General features: G+C 40.7%; 18 protein-coding genes and 6 tRNA genes. 5 read left to right on the top strand and 19 right to left on the bottom strand.

What is annotated here, in order from left to right:
- Positions 1 to 131: 131 nt before the first annotated feature.
- A complete protein-coding gene (locus FLM54_RS06015) occupies positions 132 to 1,175 on the bottom strand; it encodes an alkene reductase (protein WP_178955687.1) in 1,044 nt (347 codons plus the stop codon).
- A 157-nt stretch (positions 1,176 to 1,332) separates the two neighbouring features.
- Between FLM54_RS06015 and FLM54_RS06010 the strand changes: the two genes are divergently transcribed.
- From FLM54_RS06010 to FLM54_RS05995, 4 genes are all read left to right on the top strand, one after another.
- A complete protein-coding gene (locus FLM54_RS06010) occupies positions 1,333 to 1,911 on the top strand; it encodes a TetR/AcrR family transcriptional regulator (RefSeq protein WP_008109773.1) in 579 nt (192 codons plus the stop codon).
- Positions 1,912 to 1,977: 66 nt separating this feature from the next.
- Positions 1,978 to 2,367: a DUF2750 domain-containing protein gene (locus FLM54_RS06005; RefSeq protein WP_138609064.1), complete on the top strand. Its 390-nt coding sequence runs from the start codon at positions 1,978 to 1,980 to the stop codon at positions 2,365 to 2,367.
- 586 nt (positions 2,368 to 2,953) lie between these two features.
- Positions 2,954 to 4,066 (top strand): methyl-accepting chemotaxis protein, encoded by a 1,113-nt coding sequence (locus FLM54_RS06000; RefSeq protein WP_138609272.1) that lies wholly within the window; start codon positions 2,954 to 2,956, stop codon positions 4,064 to 4,066.
- A 330-nt stretch (positions 4,067 to 4,396) separates the two neighbouring features.
- Positions 4,397 to 6,046: a sensor domain-containing diguanylate cyclase gene (locus FLM54_RS05995; protein WP_178955685.1), complete on the top strand. Its 1,650-nt coding sequence runs from the start codon at positions 4,397 to 4,399 to the stop codon at positions 6,044 to 6,046.
- A 52-nt stretch (positions 6,047 to 6,098) separates the two neighbouring features.
- On the opposite strand, the gene FLM54_RS05990 is transcribed toward FLM54_RS05995, so the two are convergent.
- The 18 genes from FLM54_RS05990 to FLM54_RS05905 all read right to left on the bottom strand — a co-directional run bounded on the left by FLM54_RS05990 (position 6,099) and on the right by FLM54_RS05905 (position 19,490).
- Positions 6,099 to 6,188: transfer RNA gene (locus FLM54_RS05990), tRNA-Ser, on the bottom strand.
- A gap of 169 nt (positions 6,189 to 6,357) precedes the next feature.
- Complete coding sequence (gene nadA / locus FLM54_RS05985; protein ID WP_008466811.1) at positions 6,358 to 7,398, bottom strand: quinolinate synthase NadA; 1,041 nt, start codon at positions 7,396 to 7,398, stop codon at positions 6,358 to 6,360.
- A 147-nt stretch (positions 7,399 to 7,545) separates the two neighbouring features.
- Positions 7,546 to 7,621: transfer RNA gene (locus FLM54_RS05980), tRNA-Lys, on the bottom strand.
- Positions 7,622 to 7,686: 65 nt separating this feature from the next.
- Positions 7,687 to 7,762: transfer RNA gene (locus tag FLM54_RS05975), tRNA-Lys, on the bottom strand.
- A 65-nt stretch (positions 7,763 to 7,827) separates the two neighbouring features.
- Positions 7,828 to 7,903: transfer RNA gene (locus FLM54_RS05970), tRNA-Lys, on the bottom strand.
- A gap of 65 nt (positions 7,904 to 7,968) precedes the next feature.
- Positions 7,969 to 8,044: transfer RNA gene (locus FLM54_RS05965), tRNA-Lys, on the bottom strand.
- A gap of 70 nt (positions 8,045 to 8,114) precedes the next feature.
- Positions 8,115 to 8,190 (bottom strand) — tRNA-Lys (locus FLM54_RS05960).
- 171 nt (positions 8,191 to 8,361) lie between these two features.
- Complete coding sequence (gene ybgF / locus FLM54_RS05955) at positions 8,362 to 9,114, bottom strand: tol-pal system protein YbgF (protein ID WP_010392784.1); 753 nt, start codon at positions 9,112 to 9,114, stop codon at positions 8,362 to 8,364.
- A gap of 13 nt (positions 9,115 to 9,127) precedes the next feature.
- On the bottom strand, positions 9,128 to 9,667 hold the full coding sequence (pal, locus tag FLM54_RS05950; RefSeq protein ID WP_138608874.1) for a peptidoglycan-associated lipoprotein Pal: 540 nt from the start codon (positions 9,665 to 9,667) through the stop codon (positions 9,128 to 9,130).
- A gap of 35 nt (positions 9,668 to 9,702) precedes the next feature.
- Positions 9,703 to 11,061 carry a Tol-Pal system beta propeller repeat protein TolB gene (gene tolB / locus FLM54_RS05945; protein ID WP_075169407.1) on the bottom strand — a complete coding sequence of 453 codons (1,359 nt, stop codon included), beginning with the start codon at positions 11,059 to 11,061 and terminating at the stop codon, positions 9,703 to 9,705.
- Positions 11,062 to 11,069: 8 nt separating this feature from the next.
- Positions 11,070 to 11,975 (bottom strand): cell envelope integrity protein TolA, encoded by a 906-nt coding sequence (tolA, locus tag FLM54_RS05940; protein ID WP_138608872.1) that lies wholly within the window; start codon positions 11,973 to 11,975, stop codon positions 11,070 to 11,072.
- A gap of 4 nt (positions 11,976 to 11,979) precedes the next feature.
- Positions 11,980 to 12,411 (bottom strand): protein TolR, encoded by a 432-nt coding sequence (tolR, locus tag FLM54_RS05935; RefSeq protein ID WP_008114139.1) that lies wholly within the window; start codon positions 12,409 to 12,411, stop codon positions 11,980 to 11,982.
- Positions 12,398 to 13,102: a protein TolQ gene (gene tolQ / locus FLM54_RS05930; protein WP_008114137.1), complete on the bottom strand. Its 705-nt coding sequence runs from the start codon at positions 13,100 to 13,102 to the stop codon at positions 12,398 to 12,400. The genes tolR and tolQ overlap by 14 nt, the downstream gene beginning before the upstream one ends.
- 891 nt (positions 13,103 to 13,993) lie before the next feature.
- Complete coding sequence (gene ruvB / locus FLM54_RS05925) at positions 13,994 to 15,001, bottom strand: Holliday junction branch migration DNA helicase RuvB (protein ID WP_178955684.1); 1,008 nt, start codon at positions 14,999 to 15,001, stop codon at positions 13,994 to 13,996.
- A 7-nt stretch (positions 15,002 to 15,008) separates the two neighbouring features.
- Positions 15,009 to 15,626 (bottom strand): Holliday junction branch migration protein RuvA, encoded by a 618-nt coding sequence (gene ruvA, locus FLM54_RS05920; RefSeq protein WP_008114133.1) that lies wholly within the window; start codon positions 15,624 to 15,626, stop codon positions 15,009 to 15,011.
- A 2-nt stretch (positions 15,627 to 15,628) separates the two neighbouring features.
- Positions 15,629 to 16,153 (bottom strand): crossover junction endodeoxyribonuclease RuvC, encoded by a 525-nt coding sequence (ruvC, locus tag FLM54_RS05915; protein ID WP_008114131.1) that lies wholly within the window; start codon positions 16,151 to 16,153, stop codon positions 15,629 to 15,631.
- 132 nt (positions 16,154 to 16,285) lie between these two features.
- Positions 16,286 to 18,787, bottom strand: coding sequence for an ABC transporter permease (locus tag FLM54_RS05910; protein WP_178955682.1), 2,502 nt, complete (start codon positions 18,785 to 18,787; stop codon positions 16,286 to 16,288).
- Positions 18,777 to 19,490 carry an ABC transporter ATP-binding protein gene (locus FLM54_RS05905; protein WP_178956845.1) on the bottom strand — a complete coding sequence of 238 codons (714 nt, stop codon included), beginning with the start codon at positions 19,488 to 19,490 and terminating at the stop codon, positions 18,777 to 18,779. The genes FLM54_RS05910 and FLM54_RS05905 overlap by 11 nt, the downstream gene beginning before the upstream one ends.
- On the opposite strand from FLM54_RS05905, the gene FLM54_RS05900 reads away from it, so the two are divergent.
- Positions 19,491 to 20,114 carry an arylesterase gene (locus FLM54_RS05900; protein ID WP_178955680.1) on the top strand — a complete coding sequence of 208 codons (624 nt, stop codon included), beginning with the start codon at positions 19,491 to 19,493 and terminating at the stop codon, positions 20,112 to 20,114.
- Positions 20,115 to 20,126 lie beyond the last annotated feature (12 nt).

The following is a 20,126-nucleotide window of genomic DNA, read 5'->3' as shown; positions in this document are numbered from 1 at the left end:
ATATGACAACGAGGGGGAACTTTATTGACAGCAAGATTAAACAATTATGAGTAAATTATGGCAAATAAATGTATAAAAAAAGACACTCACAGTTGTCCATGAGTGTCCTATCGTTTTTACTAAATTAGCTGCTATTTCAATTCAGCTAGCATTTCATCACTGTAAGCTGTGACTTCTTCGCCGTTTTTAATTTTGCTAATGTAATCTGGGTTAGCTATAAGCGGGCGACCAATAGCAATTAAATCAAATTTATTGTCGTTAATCGCTTGTTTCGCAGTTTCAAAACTATAACTACCTACACCCACTAAGGTACTTGCATAACCAGCTCGTAAAAACTCAGAGGTTGATTTACCTTCTAGTGAATCAAAACGCATGCTGTCGTCAAAAATACCGCCGTGTAAATAAGCTAACTTGCGGTTTTCAAGCTCTGGTAATAAGTAGTCAAATACTGCTTTATCGCGATTGTCTTCGCTCATATTAAAGTAGGCACCCGGTGTTAAACGCATAGCGGTACGCTCATTGCCTACAACATCAATAACTGCATCGGTTACTTCCAATGCAAAACGAGACATGTTTTCTGGTGTTTGCCCGTACTCGTCATCACGTTCATTTGCCGCATAATGTAAAAATTGATCAATTAAATAACCATTAGCACCGTGAATTTCTACGCCGTCAAAACCCGCTTCCATCGCATTTTCTGCGGCTTTAGCGTAGTCAGCCACTAAGCCTTTAATGTCGTCTGTAGTTACAGGCTTTGGCGTAACATAAGTGAGCTCGCGCATACGCGGTACTGAACCATCAACCCCTATTGCAGATGGCGCCAAAACATCACCACCAAAAAAGTGAGGGTGTGCTACACGGCCAACATGCCATAGTTGTGCAAACATTTTTCCGCCATTGGCATGTACTGCATCAGTGACTTTTTTCCAACCTTGAATTTGTTCGCTAGTGAAAAGCCCAGGTGTATTTGGATAACCTTGAGCATCAGCACGGATAATAATGGCTTCACTAATAATTAAGCCTACATCAGCACGGCGAGCGTAGTAATCAACCATGGCTTGTGTTGGCACTAAATTGTCATCTGCCATACAACGGGTCAATGGTGCCATAAGTACGCGGTTTTGCAGTTCTATGCTGTTATTTAATTTAAAAGGTGAAAGTAAGTCAATCGACATAATATTTATCCTTTGTTGAATGTACATTCAAGATAAGGTCACTTGAATGAATATTCAAGTATAATTTTGAAACTTTGTTTAAGATTGCGTAAACTGCCACCTAGGCCTAAGAAAAATAAATTTCTTCATTACTACTCTCTCCACTAAAAGAGTCATTATGAGAACTGCAGAATTTGATAAAGAGTTTGTACTACGCCAGGCTATGGCCATGTTTATGCTTCATGGCTATGCAAAAACCAGTATGCAAAAATTGACTCAAGCAACCCATTTACATCCGGGTTCTTTGTATGGAGCATTTGGTAATAAAAAAGGTATTTTTTTAGCCGCTACGGAGCAATACCAAACCGATCGCAATACACAATTTACGGCGCTGTTTGAGCACAGTAATTGTATTTTAGATACGCTGAAACAATACCTTAATATCATTGTGCAAGAATGTATTGACGGCGAAGCAACTAAAGTGTGCTTGCTTACAAAAAGCATTAGCGAGGTAGAGGGTAACGATCCACAAATTTGCCACGTATTACGTACTAATTTAACGGCGTACGAGCATGCCTTTGCGCAGCAATTACAAAAAGCGATAGATAACAAAGAAATTACCAATGGACGAAGTGCCATAGAACTAGCACGATTTTGTGTTATGGGTATTTATGGATTGCGCACTTATGCATTAACAAATCAAGACCCTGACGCACTAAACCAACTAGCCGACGAGCTGCTTGCAGCCATTAGCTAAACTTAATTTTAAAGCGCAGTATGTCGCTGCCTTTTGTATTCCCCCCACAGTGAGAGAGAGCCAAAAATGACCACTGACAATTTATCAAAGCAAGACGACGTAATTTTAGGTCTTGGCGCAAAAAAACGACTCGCATACATGTACGAAACTGTGCAACAGTTTAAGCAAGTGTGGATTTTAAACGATGACGACGGCTGCGTAATGCTCACTAACGAAGACGACGATTGCGTACCCGTATGGCCAACCCGTGAGTTTGCACAAGCATGGGCAACCGGTGAATGGGAAGGATGTACACCAAAAGCAATTCCAACAGCAGATTGGTTTAGCCGCTGGACGCCAGGCCTTGAAGAAGACGACTTACTAGTTGCCGTGTTCCCTACCGAAGAAGACGACGGCACAATTTTATTTCCTGATGAATTTCAAACGCAGTTGAATAAATCAATTAGAAAATATTAGGGCCTGTTAATCTTTTCAGATTAAAATTTGTTCAAGCTAGGGGCGATTTAATCGCGGCACAAGGGTTGTAACCTAGTAGGCTCGATAACTGCTCCTGCGTTATTCTACTGGCTTACATCCTAGTAAGAACAAGTCATAACCGAGCAAAACTTCCGCGTCCTGCACACGCCCCTTACCTACATCCATGTAGGCAACAAAGAATAAATAGCCCCTAGGCAGAACCCTTCGGGCAGCGCCTGTTTGGCATGGATACTGCGTTATCGCCTATTTATGGGGAATAAACCACATAGGCGCTGCCTTGCCTAAATACCAAACAGACTGCTGCAAATCCAACCTTGAAAGGTCAACAGACCCTAACCTCTAAAATAGTGACCATTTTAAATAAGTTTGTTATAAGCATGAAATGAAAAGTTTTTTACCAAAAAGTTATAAAGCATCTATTATTGTGTTGTAACTTACTCTTATAAAAATCGATTTGGGTGGACATTAATTCCAGCCCTGTTAAAAATCGAATTATGTAATCTATAATCAGGTAAATTTAATAAAAAATATAACGTTTATTTTCCGTGTTTAAATTGGGGTCTACATGCTGTTCAATTCAAAATATAAAAACAAAATTAACGAGTTAAATAACGAGTTAATGCAATTAAAAAAAGCCAATGAAAAACTTGAGGAGCAATTATTAGCAGTAAACAGCGAGAAATCACAACTAAACCACAATGAAATAGCAAACGATACGGCATTTGTAAAACAGCGTGAATTAAATACCTTATCATTGCAGTCATCTGATTTAATTAGTGATATCAGAGAAAGCTTAGCCTCAACTTCACATAAACTAATCAATGATATTACGTCATTTAAGTCATCCCAAGAATTACTTGATACAATTTTAGATATGTTAGCAACGACTTCATCGTCAACACATAATATCTCAAGAGATACAAAGTCCGCCTCTAAATCCGTTAAAGAATTGCAGTCAGTAACAATCGGCATTAATGATTTTGTAAACATAATTAAAGGGATTTCTGATCAAACAAATTTACTCGCACTTAATGCAGCCATTGAGGCAGCAAGAGCGGGAGAGCAAGGGCGAGGGTTTGCAGTCGTCGCAGATGAAGTGAGAACGCTTGCTCAACGCTCTTCTGAGGCATCTAACGAGATATCTAATTTAATAGATAAGGTTAATGAGCAAATGCAAAGCGTTGTAACTAACATTACTAACGTTAGCGAAGAAAGTGATGGCATTGCAAATAGCTCATTAGAAATTGATACTACTGCTAAAAAGGTGGTTGAACTATCACAAAATATGTATAGCGTTATTGTTAATTCAAGTGCGGATGCATTTATTCAAACAGTAAAAATGGACCATATTGTATGGAAATACGATATTTATAAAGTCATTTTAGGTCAATCAAACAAGACGGCAGAAGACTTTTCTGATCATACCATGTGCCGTTTAGGTCAATGGTACTATCAAGGTGAAGGTGCATTAAAATATTCAAGCATTAACGACTTCAAAGCATTAGAGAAACCACATGCAGATGTCCACAAAAATGGCTTTGCTGCTCTAGAAGCATTCCAATTAGGCGATCTCAATACTGCTGTTGAAAAAGTATCTCTTATGGAGCAAGCAAGCTTTAAAGTAGTCGATATACTTAGCGCGTTATCAGATAAAATTATGGAGCATAACTTTAAATAAAATAGTCATAAGTATCTCCTTTTGCATAGCGATTTATAATCATTCATCGCTATGAATATCAAATTCATGTAAATCAATCAGAAACTAATCACACGTCTACACGAGCGTAAACCTTAAAGAGTATTTTTGTCATAAATATTGCTCAATAGCCAAACTAGATAAATTATTAACCCTTTAATTAATCATTAACTATATTTTTATAATAACAGCTCACCGTTTAGTGATTAAAGTTAGTAACTATAAAGCAAGAATACGCTAAAGCGGTCATAGCAATAATTATTCTGTTAAAAATGCAGTACAATTTTTACCGGTAACTAACTTAGGTATTACATGCGGTACACTTTCAATTTTATATGTTGTTTACTATTTCAAACCATTAGTTTTAATGCTTTTGCTGTAGCATTAAATCAAAATGACAGCTTACAACTAAAGTCAGCTATGTGGCATCAAGTAGATTTAGCTAAACCAACCCAAGGTGAGCAACTCATTAATGCTTATAACAATGTAAGTACTCCCGTCACTTCGCTGTATAGTGCCCATGGCAGTGCAATAGCAAAAATCAGTTTAACCACAGAGAGCGCAGGTCGCTGGTATATAATCCCCCAAATTAATTATTTAGATAGTGGCGTTGCTTTTTATCAAGATACTAGTGGGATCAGAAAAGTCGCTGATTTTTCGCAAGATAGTGCCAGCCCATCAGCCATTGTAATGCACAGCCGAGCTTTTGAATTACAACTAGAAGCTAATTCACACGGTGTTTTATGGCTTTATGTTAATGCTAAACACTTTGCTAAACCTGTCAGCATTAATGTTATTCCTCAATCTAGGTTTATTAAACTTCAGTTTTATATCAATTCATTAAGCTTAGTGTCTATTACTATAATGCTGACCTTGGCTTGCATGGCCTTGATCATGTTTTTTAAAACACGACATCGCGTGGCATTATTTTGTGCAGGTTATATAGGATTACACGGCATTGGTTGGGCATTCGCCGCGGGGGTAGTTGCGTTACTTTTTAATTACCACGCAATTAACACCCATTACTTTGGCATGTATATTTTTGCCTTTGCTATTGCTTGTGCCAGTTCATTTGCCTATTACTTATTTAACTTTGACCAACATACCCGCACTGGTATTAGCCGATTTTTAAAATACTTCTCCATAACCGCACTTGCCTGTGGTTTTTTAAACCCCTTTTTACCCTTTCATTGGGTGTTTTATTTAGCTCATTTCCTTGCTGCCATTTGGGTGTATTTAAGCTTAAAACTGGGCTTTACAATGCTGGGGATGAAAGACTTTAGAGCGAAATATTTTTTAACTGGCAACCTTGTTTATAGCTTGTCCTTAGTTATTTTTATTTTATCGCACCTAAATTTAATAGAAATAAGTTCACCTGAATTATGGGTACTTATTGCTCTGGCCATTGATTGTATCTGTATTTTACTTTCTTTATCTGAATGGCTAAAAATAAAGCAAAATAATTTTATAAAAGCGCTAGAGCTATCACGCATAGACCCACTCACCAAAGTAGGAAACCGGCTGCAATTACAAGAAAAGCTCGATAACTTAGATAATTTTTATCTCATTGTGTTTATAGATTGCGACAATATTAAAAGCGTTAACGATCACCTAGGTCATGCTCACGGTGACAAGCTACTCATTGAGGTTACGCGGTTAATACAAAATGCGTTAGCCGACAAAGGCGAGGTATGCAGAACCGGCGGTGATGAGTTTATTTGTGTGTGTAACGTTCAGTCAGCACAACAGCTCGCCCAACTCACCCTGAGCATCAACGAGTCGTTAAACTATATTCATCAACAAGTTCAAAAACATTGGCCGTTATCAGGCGTGAGCTATGGCTTAGCTAGTAGTGAGGAATGTAATGACTACAAAGCCTGCTTAACCCTAGCCGACCAACGAATGTATACATTAAAACATCAGCGTAAAAACAAACGCCAAGTACAAAGCCAACACGCTTAACTTTATTACAGGCACAAAAAAGGACGCCCTGAGACGTCCTAATATAGAATAATGGTGGAGAGAGAGGGATTCGAACCCTCGTTAGGGATTAACCTAAACACACTTTCCAGGCGTGCGCCTTCAGCCACTCAGCCATCTCTCCACAATGTTGCTTTGCAACAGCGCGCTATAGTATGAAATACACTTGCTTGGTGCAAGGCCTTTTTAACATCATGCTTTTAACTGCTCAATAATCAAACTAACTACTCATAAGCAAATAAAAAGGCGATACCTGAGTATCGCCTTTATCTAATGCATTATATTGCTATTTATTATTTTGCCATATTGGCTGTAAAATCTAGCATGCGATTTAATGATTTAAGTGCGCCTTCACGCAAATCCATATCAACAAACACTTCTTTACCGCTAGCATCAATCAGTGCTTCCTCAATCGCTTGTAAGCCGTTCATTGCCATCCAAGGGCAGTGAGCGCAAGTTTTACATGTAGCGCCGCTACCAGCCGTTGGCGCTTCAAAAAACTCTTTATCTGGGCATAGTTGCTGCATTTTATAAAAGATACCGCGATCGGTCGCCACAATAAACTTTTTATTCGGCATAGTTTGCGCTGCTTTAATAAGCTGGCTAGTAGAGCCAACAGCATCAGCGAGTTCAACAATTTCAGCCGGTGATTCTGGATGCACCAATACGCCTGCATCTGGATGCAAGACTTTAAAGTCTTTTAGCGCTTTGGTTTTGAACTCATCATGTACAATACATGCGCCGTTCCACATGATCATATCGGCGCCAGTATTCTTTTGAATATAACTGCCTAAATGCTTATCTGGGCCCCAAATGATTTTTTCGCCTTGCTCATCTAAGTGCTCTACTATTTCAAGTGCACACGATGAGGTAACTATCCAATCAGCACGCGCTTTAACCGCGGTAGAAGTGTTAGCATACACTACCACTTTACGGTCTGGGTGTTGATCACAAAACGCTGAAAACTCATCCACTGGGCAACCAATATCTAATGAACAAGTCGCTTCAAGTGTAGGCATCACCACAGTTTTGTTAGGGGTTAAAATTTTAGCAGTCTCACCCATAAAACGTACACCCGCGACGATGATCATATCGGCTTCATGGCGAGCGCCAAAACGCGCCATTTCGAGTGAATCGGCTACACAGCCGCCCGTTTCTTCAGCAAGTGCTTGAATTTCAGGATCAGTGTAATAATGAGCAACAAGTACCGCGTTTTTCTCTTGCAGTAATTGTTTTATACGCGCTTTATATTCGCCTTTTTCGTCTTGTGTTAACGGTGCCGGCTTAGGAGGGAAAATATAACCTTCAGGCATAATAGTTTGAGCTAAACTCATGTTCTCGACCACTTTATTTACAGTGCAATTAATAGCGCAAATTATACGAGAAACGAACGCTAAATAATAGCAATCTAGTCAGGCAGTTTATAAATAAAAATAAGGGAGATACTAAGAAATATATTATACGGAGAAGTGTACCAGAAGTGGTGGGTCATGATGGACTTGAACCATCGACCAATGGATTAAAAGTCCACTGCTCTACCAACTGAGCTAATGACCCGCTCTGGTTTACTTATAAAAAGTAAGGCTGCGTAAATCCGCCGATTATAACCACTCAATAAAGAATGGTGGGTCATGATGGACTTGAACCATCGACCAATGGATTAAAAGTCCACTGCTCTACCAACTGAGCTAATGACCCGCTCTGGTTTACTTATAAAAAGTAAGGCTGCGTAAATCCGCCGACTATAACCATTCAGTAAAGAATGGTGGGTCATGATGGACTTGAACCATCGACCAATGGATTAAAAGTCCACTGCTCTACCAACTGAGCTAATGACCCGCTCTGGTTTACTTATAAAAAGTAAGGTTGCGTAAATCCGCCGATTATAGCCATTCAGTAAAGAATGGTGGGTCATGATGGACTTGAACCATCGACCAATGGATTAAAAGTCCACTGCTCTACCAACTGAGCTAATGACCCGCTCTGTGTGTTTGTTAACACTTTACGTAAATCCGCCGATTAAAGACCAAACTTTATTAACAATAAAGAATGGTGGGTCATGATGGACTTGAACCATCGACCAATGGATTAAAAGTCCACTGCTCTACCAACTGAGCTAATGACCCGCTCTTTTTGTCGCATTTCGAGTGGGGTTACCATTCGTTTGCTGCGGGCGCTTATAATACTTATTTATAAAATGAGTGCAACCGAAATTGTCTCTTTTTTTAAGTTTTTATGTCTAGTTGAGCAAATTTAGACCGCTTATGACAAAAAGCAGTCTAATCAAGCATCAACATTTATTTTGATAAGCGATCTGTGGCTAGTTTAGCAGCAGTTGTACTTGGGTACTGATTGATTAGCTCATTCAGTATTTTTTGCGCTTCAGCCTTTAACCCTTGCTCTTGTAAAAGTGTACCAAGCTTTAACATTGCATCTGGGCGCTTATTTGAGTTTGGAAATTCGTTAACAACTACTTTGAAATGCTCGGCTGCTTTTACACCGTCATTTTTAATCGTTAATAATTGCCCAAGCCAATAATGTGCGTTTGAGGTGTACACTGAATTTGGATACGTTGTTAAGAACGCTTGAAATTCTGGAATAGCTTGGTCATAGCGCTTATCTTTCATTATAAGCGCAACAGCACGCTCGTACGCTTCGTTTTCAGATAAATCACTGCTGTAGCTCTGATCGCTACCTGGTTGCGTGTAGTCTGTTGTAGGCGCTGGAGTAGCCGGCTTAGCATATGCTTGGCTAACACGGTTTTCTATTTCTTGATAAAGCTCGCGCTGGCGCTGCAATACCTTTTCAAGTTTATAGCTTTGCTCTTCGGTAACACCGCGAATTTGACTCACTTCATCTTGCAGTAAGTTAAGCTGTTGCTGTAACTCTACTTGTAAGAAATTACGTTGTTGCATCATGCTTTCAAGGGTTGCTAAACGCTTTTCAATGCTCGACTGTGAACTTGCAGCTTCTGAAACAGGAGCGGGAGCAGCCATTAACTGGGTGCTCCCGCTCAATATCATGGCTGCCAAAATAATTTTCGGCTTCATAATATCTCTTATCTTAGTAAACTAGTACCGCACGGCGGTTTTTAGCGAAAGCTTCTTCAGTGCGAGATTTAACCATTGGCTTCTCTTCACCGTAGCTAACTACTGACATTTGGCTTGCAGAAACACCTAAGCTTTGTAGGTATTTTTCAACTGCTTGTCCACGGTGCTCACCAAGTGCAATGTTGTACTCTGGCGTACCGCGCTCATCTGCGTGGCCTTCGATTAATACTTTAACAGAAGGATTTTTAACTAAAAACTCAGCGTGTGCACGAAGTAGCTCGCCGTATTGACCTTGAATCGTTGCAGTGTCAAAACCAAAGTAAATGATTTGCTCTTGACGAAGCGCTTCGTACTTTTGACGAAGTTGCTCTTCAGCTTGTTGCTCTGGCGTCATTGTTGCTACTTCAACTGTATCAGTTGTTGTTTGCTCAACAGTTGCTTGGTTAGACTGGTTGGCTGCATTTTCATCGATATCTGAAGATGAGCTACAAGCTGCTAGTGTCATTACTGGCACAGCAATTAGCAGGCCTTTAAGTATTTTGTTAAGTTGCATTGAGTAGATTCCTATTTTGAGTAAACCAGCAATTATTACTGTAAATATGGCGACCAAGCCGGTGCCTTCACTTGTCCATCAAGCACAGGTAAGCGTGCTTTAAAACGGCCGTCCATCGATACTAGCGCAAGTACCTGTTTATTATTATGGAGCGTGCTGTATATAATCATCGAGCCATTTGGCGCTATGCTCGGCGATTCATCAAGGCGAGTTCGAGTTAAAACTTGGAACGCACCTGTAGCCAACTCTTTCTTAGCAAGATGATACTGTCCGTTAGTACGGTTTACCATCACTAATTCTTTCCCGTCTGGTGAAATAGAACCCGCTAGGTTCATGTCACCGTCAAAGGTTAATCTTTGAGATCTGCCAGTTTTTAAATTTAACTTATAAATCTGAGCATTACCACCCCTTTCCGACGTAAATACTATATCTTGACCATTTGGGTACCACGAAGGTTCGGTATCTATACTACGATGGCGTGTTAATCGGGTCTCTTTACGCGTTAGTAAGTCTAATAAGTAAACCTCAGTTGCACCAGTTTTATCTTTTGATAGCACTAACAGTAGCTTTTTACCGTCTGGCGAGAACTGCGGCGCACCGTTAATTCCTTTATAGCTGGTGATCAGTTCACGTTTACCGGTATAAATGTCTTGAATAAAAATTTGGCTCTGGCGATTTTCAAACGTTACATACGCTAATTTAGTACCATCAGGCGACCATACTGGCGACATTAATGGCTCTTTTGAGCGCAATAACACTTGTTCATTAAAGCCATCGTAGTCAGCAACCACTAACTGATAAGGCTTTTCGTCAGTATCACGAACAATAACATAGGCTATTTTAGTTAAAAACGCGCCCTTTTCACCGGTTAGTTTTTCATAAATTACATCACTGATGCGGTGCGAGTAACGGCGAAAGCCGGTTTCACCGATCACGCTTTGGCGCGCTTCTAAGATATGGTCTTGGCTTTGAACCAGCTTACCGTTGCTCATCATTTGTGTTTCACCGCCAGTGATTTGGCCGCGAATAACATCAACCAACTCATAACGCACTAAATAGCGTCCATTGGTTTGCTGCTCTACTTCACCAACCAATACAGCTTCTACACCTTGATTTACCCAAGCACCGTAATCAATATCAGCATCTTTGTGAGGCTGTTGTGGCATTTGAGACACACTCACAGGCTTAAACTTACCGCTGCGCATTAAATCGGCAGCAATTACATCACTTAGCTGCTGTGGAATAGGACCAATACCTTGGTATTTAAATGGCACAATCGCAATCGGTCTTGCGCCGTCAATACCTTCAGTAATAACAATTTCAAGTGCCGCATGTGCAACACCCTGAAATCCTAATATTAAAACTAAACAGGCTATTTTAATTTTGTTAAACATGTCATCCCTTAAAACTCTGGCGCGATGGTTATATTAATATTCTTTAGTTGCTCGAATACGTCTTTATCTTTAGATACCGGTAATGTGTCGGCCATGCGAACAGCTCTTAATGCAGCCTCACATACTAACTTATCACCGCCTAACGATTTAACTTGTGTTACCAGCCCATTAAATCCAAGACGGATGTTAATGCGGCATTGCTGGTTTTTCATTTTTTCATCAATTAATAAGTTTTGTTGAATACGCGCCATAATTAATGCGCGGAATTTATCAACTTCACTCACTACTTGCTGTTGACGTATTTTATTACGTGCCGCCTGCTCTTTGGCAAGCTGCTCTTGCAGCATTTGTTCTTGCAATGCTTGCTGACGTTTACGTTCTGCTTCTTCAGCGCGCTTTTTACGCTCTTGTTCGGCTTTTTTAAGTGCCGCTTCTTCCGCTTTGCGTTTATCGGCAGCCGCTTTTGCTGCGTTTTCAGCTTCTTGCTTTTGCTTTTCGGCTTGCTTCGCTTTTGCTCGCTCGCGTTGTTCTATTTCACGGGCTTTTTTAGCTTGTGCTTGCGCCTCTGCGGTTTCTTTTTCTTTCGCTTTGCGCTGCTGTTCAAGCTTTTTAATGCGTCTTGCTTCAGCTTCACGCTGTTTACGTGCATCGGCAGCTCTGCGTTCTAAATCTCGAATGCGTTTATCTTCAGCACGCTTTTTATCATCTTCTTTCTTTTTAAGCTCAGCTATTTTTTGCTCAACTTGCTTTTGATCAACCGTAACCGCTGAAACCGCTTTCTCTGGTTCAGGAATAGCCGCATTAAGCGTCACTTCCATTACTTTAGGTTTAGGAGGATGAATGTTTGCTGATGCATACAAAAACCCGCCTAACGCTAAATGCAGCAATACTGATTTAATTAATGAACTACTCATACAGTTACTTGGTCCCCTCAAAGGATTCGGTCATTAATCCTACCGACGGTACACCTGCATTTTTTAAAAAGTCCATTAACAGTAACACTTCCTGATACGACACTTTACCCGAGCCTTTGATCATCACAGGCACATCTGGGTTTTTCATTAGTTGTAGCTTAATTACTGCGGCTACATCTAATGCTTCCATCGGCTCCTCAGGATCGGTACCGACACTCACATAATACTTACCATCGGCATCAATAGAAGCAATAATGGGTGGCGTGTCTTTGGTATCGACTAAGTCCGACTCTTCCATTTTTGGCAGGTCTACTTTTACACCATGAGTAATTAACGGCGCAGTGGCCATAAATATAATAAGCAGCACCAACATTACATCAATGTATGGTACTACATTAATTTCTGCGACTGGGCGACGCTTTTTACGCTGGTACATTCGCTTGAGCCTCTATTTGGGTAGCTGCTTGACGGTGTAAGATATTGGCAAATTCTTCCATAAAGTTAATATAGTGAGATTCTAACTTTTCAACTTTGTTAGCAAAGCGGTTGTAAGCAATAACGGCTGGAATTGCCGCAAATAAACCCATTGCTGTAGCAATTAGTGCCTCTGCTATACCAGGAGCAACCATTTGTAAGGTCGCTTGCTTTACCTCACCTAAGGCAATAAAGGCATTCATAATACCCCACACCGTACCAAATAAGCCGATGTAAGGGCTAATTGAACCGACCGTTGCTAAAAACGATAGGCTTGATTCTAGTTTTTCTATTTCGCGAGAAAGCGCAACCCGCATTGAACGGTGTGTGCCTTCCATTACAATGCCCGCACTTTGAAAAGTATTTTTTTTATGACGTGCAAACTCTTTAAAGCCTGAGGTAAATAACGCCTCAATACCAGCAGACTGGCCACCGCGAGAAGAGATTTCGTTATATAGTTTACTTAGGTCAACACCAGACCAAAAACGTTGCTCAAATTTTTTGGCATTTGCTAAGGCGTCAGAGATGGCTTTTTTACGTTGAAAAATAATAGCCCATGACATAACCGACATAGCAACCAACGCTAGCATTACTAATTGCACAAGCAAACTGGCTTCTAGAATTAGATCTAAAAAATTAAGCCCTGATCCCACGTTAAACTCCTAAATAATTAAAAACATCAAATTGATTTATTTGAGTAAGGTAACTTAGCAATACATTAGCCACCATTAAAGTTTTGCTAGTGTATCTAGTGTATTTACTGCTGACAACGATATTGCTGTGAATAGACAACAAAAAACGTTAAAAAAAACAGCTTTACTCAATATTTACTACTTAACTCTTGTTCTACTGTATAAATAAATAACAACAAAGCTTTATGGAAGCGCGCTTAGTTTCACTAAAGAGTGACAAAATGCGCTGTTTATTCAAAATTAATGCATAAGCACTCATAACCAGCACATGCTTACCTTAACGTAATAGTAAAACTAATACCGAACGTTAATATGTTAATATACATAAACAAAGCATTTCATTAACTTATAGAATTAATGATTAATTAACATGCAACAATAAGCAAAAACAAAAAACCGCTGCTATTAGTTTTTTTAATCTGAAAATATAAATTTTCTAGTTTGAACAAATTGTGTCGCTTCGGTATTATTCTCCCATACCGAGCTAGCGCATTAAATGAAAGCTATTTCATTGAATCCAGTTCTTCGTAATATGATTTATTTCGTATTACTTTTTTACTTCTTGGGGTATGACCTCAACAAGTAAAACGTAGTTCCCTAGATTACTTCCTTAAACTTGTTGTTTGCCCGCATTATTTGCGGGCTTTTTTTTGCCCACAATTTATCAAACCATCTCAACTCGGGCTAAATAAGCAGTCGAACAATAGCCTGGTATGTCTTAACGCTCTGTGAATTATTGGCAAAGTAAAATACGTAATGTTTGCTCATACAAAAAAGCCACTGTCGTTAAAAAGACAATGGCTTTAGTATTTAACCTAAACTCTGGATAATAAATCTATCTCAGGCTGCTAATTAGTCTTGCTTGGGAAGTAAACCAAAATGATGATACGCATTATCCGACACAATTCGTCCGCGAGGCGTGCGCTGAATAAACCCTTGTTGAATTAAAAACGGTTCAATCACATCTTCTATGGTTTCTTTTTCTTCGCCTATGGCAGCGGCTAGGTTGTCAAGGCCAACCGGGCCACCCATAAATTTTTCGATGATGGCGAGTAAATATTTACGGTCCATGTAATCAAAGCCGCTTTTATCAACATCAATCATATCGAGGGCTTGTTGAGCAACCTCGGCATTAACCGTACCATCTGATTTAACTTGGGTGTAATCGCGCACGCGACGCAATAAACGGTTTGCTATACGCGGTGTGCCACGAGAGCGCTTGGCAATTTCAGCTGCGCCATCGTCACACATTTCTAAATCAAGGTAATGCGCTGAGCGCCCCACTATATGCGACAAATCCTCAACAGAATAAAACTCTAAACGCTGTACAATACCAAAGCGATCACGCAGTGGTGAGGTTAATGAGCCCGCACGCGTGGTTGCGCCAATTAAGGTAAATGCAGGTAAATCAAGCTTAATAGAGCGTGCTGCAGGCCCCTCACCTATCATTATATCGAGTTGGTAATCTTCCATTGCAGGGTAAAGTATTTCTTCTACTTGTGGGCTTAAGCGGTGAATTTCATCAATAAACAGTACATCACCTTCTTCAAGATTAGTAAGCAATGCAGCTAAATCGCCGGCTTTTTCAAGTACAGGGCCCGAGGTCGTTTTAATATTTACGCTTAATTCATTTGCTACAATATTAGCAAGCGTGGTTTTACCTAAGCCTGGCGGGCCAAATATTAATAAATGATCCAACGCTTCACTGCGGCTACGCGCAGCTTCAATAAATATTTCCATTTGTTGCTTAACATGCGGCTGACCACGATAATCGGCCAGTAACTTAGGCCTAATAGCACGATCTATGGTGTCTTCATTGGTTTTTTCAGCAGCATCTATTAAGCGATCAGCTTCGATCATAATTTACTCACAGCATTGATTTCAAAGATTCTTTAATTAGAACCTCAGTCGACATATCGGGTTTGCTTACTGATTTTACTGCTTTTTGCGCTTGTGGCAATTTATAACCGAGCGCCACTAACGCCGAAACCGCATCATCGGCCGCATTATTAGCTATAGTTGCATCGCTCGCAGGCTCTATTACGGCGCTGTCGCTAAATGGGGTAAATAAGTCGTTGCCCCAATTCTTTAATCGGTCTTTCATTTCGAGCACTAAGCGCTCGGCGGTTTTTTTACCTACCCCTGGCAGTTTAACCAAGGCGGTAGCGTCTTCATTATTTACGCAACTTACAAACTGCTGCGCCGACATACCCGACAAAATAGCTAAACCCAACTTAGGTCCTACGCCATTGGCTTTTAACAGCTCTCGAAATAAGGCTCGTTCGGTTTTATTATTAAAGCCAAACAATAACTGTGCGTCTTCGCGTACAACAAAGTGAGTGTACACAATGGCGTTGTCGCCCACTTTGGGTAAATCATAAAAACAGGTCATTGGCATTTGTACTTCGTAGCCAACGCCACTCACTTCTAATAATATTTCTGGGGGCTGTTTTTCAACTAACACGCCGTTTAAGCGACCTATCATTGTTATTTCCTTAGACGTCCTCTAACGGTTTTGCTTGCGCTACCCGCTAGTTTTATTAAATTTTGTTCAGAGTGAGCATGGCAAATTGCAATCGCGAGTGCATCTGCTGCATCGGCTTGCGGCGTACCTGGCAGTTTAAGTATATTTTTAACCATATGTTGCACTTGCGATTTATCTGCTCCACCGTTACCCACCACGGCTTGCTTTATTTGCCGTGCAGAGTATTCAAACACCGGTAAGTCGGCCATAGAGGCCCCCACAATGGCAGCACCACGGGCTTGCCCAAGCTTTAAAGCAGAATCGGGGTTATGTGCCATAAATACTTTTTCTATGGCAAAGGTTTCAGGCGAAAACTGCTCTATAAGCTGCGTAATACCTTGGTAGATCATTTTAAGTCGGGTGGGAAAGTCATGATCGGCTAATTTAATACAGCCACTGCCTAAGTATGTAAACTTAGCACCTTGGTGCGCAACCACACCGTAACCCGTTAAACGCGAGCCCGGATCGATCCCTAAAATAATGGCCAAACAGCACTCTCATTATTGTTATTTATTAATAATGCTAATAATGCCAGAGCACTGTATAAATTACCAGTACCAAGCCAAAACAAAAATGCCTACTTAAAAAGTAGGCATTTAAACTCTATTTGGCCAAAAAGTTTACGCCAATGCGCGCACTAAGCCTTGGGTGTTTTGTTTGAGCGTACGGGCAATCATAAAATAACCTAAACCTGCTACAAACACGCCACCAGCAACGGGGCCAATAATCCAAATATTTGGATGCAGCTTACCCGCCAAATCAAACATTTGCTGCTGCACTATTAACAGTGCAATATCACTAAAAAATGCAGCGACCAGTCCGGCTAAACCGCCCAGTAATAAAAACTCATATAAAGTGGCATTTTTTATTAATCGGCTTTTAGCACCTAACGTACGCAATATTACGATTTCTTGCATGCGCTCACCTAAGCTTGCTTGCACCTGCGATATTAGTACCAACGCACCACATAACACCACAATAGCCAATACAAAACCAATGGCTAACGACACTTGCTCAATAGTCGACTGTATTTGCTTAACAAAATTATCTACATCAATTGCTGTAATAGTGGGGTATGAACGTAATAACTGGCTAAAGTCGCGCTTTTGCTCAGGTTCAATGCGTACCGATGAAATATAGGTTGCCGGAAAGTCGCTAAGTACATCTGGGCTTAAAATAATAAAAAAGTTAGGCTTGAGTGTGGCCCAATTTACTTTTCGCACACTGGTTATTTTAGCATCAAACGACTGCGCACCGATTAAAAATGTAAGAGTATCGCCTAATTTAACATCGAGGCGCTGCATCATCGACTCTTCCAGTGAGGCCTCGGCAACGGCGTCATCGCCAAACCACTGGCCATCGATAATGTCATTTTGCGAAGGGACTTCGTCAAGCCAGGTTAAATTGAGCTCGCGGCCAATGCCTGAGCGGGCTTCTTCGTCTTTTTTCTCGTTATCTTGCAGTGACACTTCACGCGCAACCGCTTCACCGTTGACGGCATTTACGCGACCACGAATAGTCGGGTAAAACTCCGACACCTGAATGCCTTTTTGTGCTAAATATTCATTAACTGGGTCCAGTTCATTTTGCGTAATATTCACTAAAAAAGCATTAGGTGCATCACTTGGTAATTGTGACTGCCAATCAGAAATAATATCATTTTTAAGCACAATTAAAAATAACAGTAATTTAATAGCTAACGAAAAACTAATTAACTGCACTGCATTAACATTGGCGCGCTTTTGAATAGACGCAATAGCCAAAGACCAGCTGTTACCCGGCTTTAAGCCAAGCTTGCGGCCACCGCCAAATATTAACTTAGAGATTAAAAATAACACCAAAATAAGCGCAAGCGTTGAGACAAACAAAATAAGCGTAATTTTTATGTTATTACTAAATAACCACATTAATAAAAACACGGTGAGTGCACTTAGCCCTAAATGAATTTTACTTACCGCTAGTCGATCGCCTAAATTACGGCGAAGTACTCTGAGCGGTGGAATATCAAATAAATCTAAAAGTGGCTTAATAGAGAACATAACCGCACAAATAACCCCTGTACTAATCGCCACCAGCCAAGGTTTAAAACCAGCCATGGGCAGTTCGGTACCCATACTTTTAGCTAAATAACCGGTAGCCATCTCTTGCAAACCATAGCCAATAGCTAGGCCAACAACCACCGCCATGGTACATACCATTAATAGGTGCATAAGGTAAATTTTACGGATCATATCTCGGCTGCCACCTAAAGTTTTCATCATTGCGACTGGGTCGTATTGACGCTCACAATAGCGCTTAGCCGATACTGCAATAGCAACCGCGGCTAAAATAATCCCTAGCAAACCGGCTAATAACAAAAAGCTTTCAGCTCTATTTAAGCTATTTGAAATGGGCGATTGACGGTCTTTAACACCATACCAGTTTTGGTTTTCTTTAAGTTGCGGTTTTAACCAATCGTAAAAACTATTTATTTCGCTTTCATCACCTGCATACAACTGGCGGTAAAATACACGGCTACCGGGCTGTATTACTTCAGTTTTTGGTACATCGTCAATATTAATTAGTACCCTGCGGCTGCTAGAGAACACATTAAACGGCGCATCGGGTTCTTCAACAATCACCTTTTCCACATTGAATAACGCAGCACCTAGCTCAACTTGGTCGCCTACGTTTATATTTAAACTGTAAAAAACCGATTCACTTAGCCACACGTTACCGGGGGTTGGTGCCCCCGGGGCAACTTCTGTTTCTGCGTTTAAGCCCGACTTAACCTTTAACTGGCCTTTAAGCGGGTAACTGTTTGACGCAGCTTTTACTGAGCTAAATTGCATTTCATCGTTTGCAAACAGCATAGTGTCAAAATACACCATTTGCGCTGTTTTGAGGTTTTGCTGTTTGGCTTGAGTAATATAAGCGGTATCTATGGCATGGTTACTGGCCAACACCCTATCGGCTGCAATAAAGGCACTACTTTTTTGCGCAATACTTTGTGCAATTCGCTCGGTCACCATAGATAAAGTAAGCACCGTTAACACCGCTAAAGCAATGGCTGCACTTATAACGGTTAGTTCACCACGGCGAAACTCTCGAGAAAATAGTTTAAGTGCTAATTTAGCCCACATTTGCCATTTCCTCAGTTGAATTATGTACCAGCTCACCGGCTTCAATCTGAATAATACGTTCACACTTTTGCGCCAGTGCTTCATCGTGGGTAACTAAAATAAGCGTTGTGCCATTTTGCTTATTTAAATCAAATAATAACGACTCAATCATATGGCCGTTTTTGCTATCTAGGTTAGCTGATGGCTCGTCGGCAAACAGTATTTTAGGCGAACCCACAAATGCACGAGCAATAGCAACACGTTGTTGCTCACCACCAGATAACTGCGATGGGTAATGATCAATACGATGACTCAAACCAACTTTTTCAAGCAAGGCGAGTCCCTGCTCTTTAGCGTCATGTTCGCCAGCAAGCTCTGCAGGTAGCATCACATTTTCAAGTGCGGTTAAACTTTGCACCAACATGAAAGACTGAAATACAAAACCGACTTTAGCGGCTCTCAGTGCTGCTCGCGCTTCTTCATCTAACTTGTGCAAAGGCTCACCATCTAACATTACCTCGCCACTGCTGGCGGTATCAAGCCCTGCTAGCAAGCTCAATAATGTAGACTTACCAGAACCCGATGTGCCAACAACAGCAACAGACTCACCATGCTTGACATTAAAGCTGATGTCGCTGAGGATGGACAACTCACCTTCAAAGGTGGAAACCACTTTAGACAAACCATTTACTTGAATTATATTTAATTGAGAAAGCGCTGACATATGACTCATTCAATCCTACGTTGTGTATTCATTTTATTTTTAGTTATTAACCCACTACACGCGGCAGCTAACAACACGATTTTAATACTTGGTGATAGTTTAAGCGCAGCCTATGGCTTAAAACAAGAACAAGGCTGGGTGCAATTGTTACAAGATAAATACGATGCCGAGCAACGCCCTATCAACTTAGTAAATGCCAGTATTAGCGGCGAAACCACCGGCGGAGCATTGCGCCGATTAGACGCGCTACTTGAGCAATATCAACCCACTCACGTACTTATTGAGCTCGGTGCCAATGACGGCCTGCGCGGTTTTCCAATCACTAAAATGCAAACTAACTTAACCGCTTTAATTAAAAAAAGCCAAGCTGCAGATGCACAAACCGCACTTATGGAAATATATATTCCACCTAACTATGGCCCTCGGTACAGTAAAATGTTCACCGATAGCTTTGCCAGTGTTAGTGAAGCTACTAACTCACATTTAATGCCGTTTTTTATACTTAAAGTAGCAGGAAAAAACGAGCTAATGCAAAACGATAACTTACACCCTAACAAAACTGCACAACCAATACTACGAGATGAAATGTATAACACGATCAACCAGTGGTTAAATAAAGACTAGGGCCGTAAAGAG

This window comes from Pseudoalteromonas sp. Scap25 (assembly GCF_013394125.1).
In the GTDB taxonomy this organism is placed as follows: Bacteria; Pseudomonadota; Gammaproteobacteria; order Enterobacterales; family Alteromonadaceae; genus Pseudoalteromonas.
The sequence above is the reverse complement of the archived record's forward strand: the minus strand, read 5'-3'. Positions and strand labels throughout refer to the sequence as shown.

Excerpts from the sequence above, each read along its gene's own strand:
- FLM54_RS06005 (WP_138609064.1), top strand. The coding sequence starts at position 1,978 with ATGACCACTGACAATTTATCAAAGCAAGACGACGTAATTTTAGGTCTT.
- FLM54_RS05900 (WP_178955680.1), top strand. The coding sequence starts at position 19,491 with ATGACTCATTCAATCCTACGTTGTGTATTCATTTTATTTTTAGTTATT.
- tolA (WP_138608872.1), bottom strand. The coding sequence starts at position 11,975 with ATGAGTAGTTCATTAATTAAATCAGTATTGCTGCATTTAGCGTTAGGC.
- FLM54_RS05995 (WP_178955685.1), top strand. The coding sequence starts at position 4,397 with ATGCGGTACACTTTCAATTTTATATGTTGTTTACTATTTCAAACCATT.
- pal (WP_138608874.1), bottom strand. The coding sequence starts at position 9,667 with ATGCAACTTAACAAAATACTTAAAGGCCTGCTAATTGCTGTGCCAGTA.
- ruvB (WP_178955684.1), bottom strand. The coding sequence starts at position 15,001 with ATGATCGAAGCTGATCGCTTAATAGATGCTGCTGAAAAAACCAATGAA.
- FLM54_RS05905 (WP_178956845.1), bottom strand. The coding sequence starts at position 19,490 with ATGTCAGCGCTTTCTCAATTAAATATAATTCAAGTAAATGGTTTGTCT.
- FLM54_RS06010 (WP_008109773.1), top strand. The coding sequence starts at position 1,333 with ATGAGAACTGCAGAATTTGATAAAGAGTTTGTACTACGCCAGGCTATG.
- tolR (WP_008114139.1), bottom strand. The coding sequence starts at position 12,411 with ATGTACCAGCGTAAAAAGCGTCGCCCAGTCGCAGAAATTAATGTAGTA.
- FLM54_RS06000 (WP_138609272.1), top strand. The coding sequence starts at position 2,954 with ATGCTGTTCAATTCAAAATATAAAAACAAAATTAACGAGTTAAATAAC.
- tolB (WP_075169407.1), bottom strand. The coding sequence starts at position 11,061 with ATGTTTAACAAAATTAAAATAGCCTGTTTAGTTTTAATATTAGGATTT.
- nadA (WP_008466811.1), bottom strand. The coding sequence starts at position 7,398 with ATGAGTTTAGCTCAAACTATTATGCCTGAAGGTTATATTTTCCCTCCT.
- FLM54_RS05910 (WP_178955682.1), bottom strand. The coding sequence starts at position 18,787 with ATGTGGGCTAAATTAGCACTTAAACTATTTTCTCGAGAGTTTCGCCGT.
- FLM54_RS06015 (WP_178955687.1), bottom strand. The coding sequence starts at position 1,175 with ATGTCGATTGACTTACTTTCACCTTTTAAATTAAATAACAGCATAGAA.
- ybgF (WP_010392784.1), bottom strand. The coding sequence starts at position 9,114 with ATGAAGCCGAAAATTATTTTGGCAGCCATGATATTGAGCGGGAGCACC.
- ruvA (WP_008114133.1), bottom strand. The coding sequence starts at position 15,626 with ATGATAGGTCGCTTAAACGGCGTGTTAGTTGAAAAACAGCCCCCAGAA.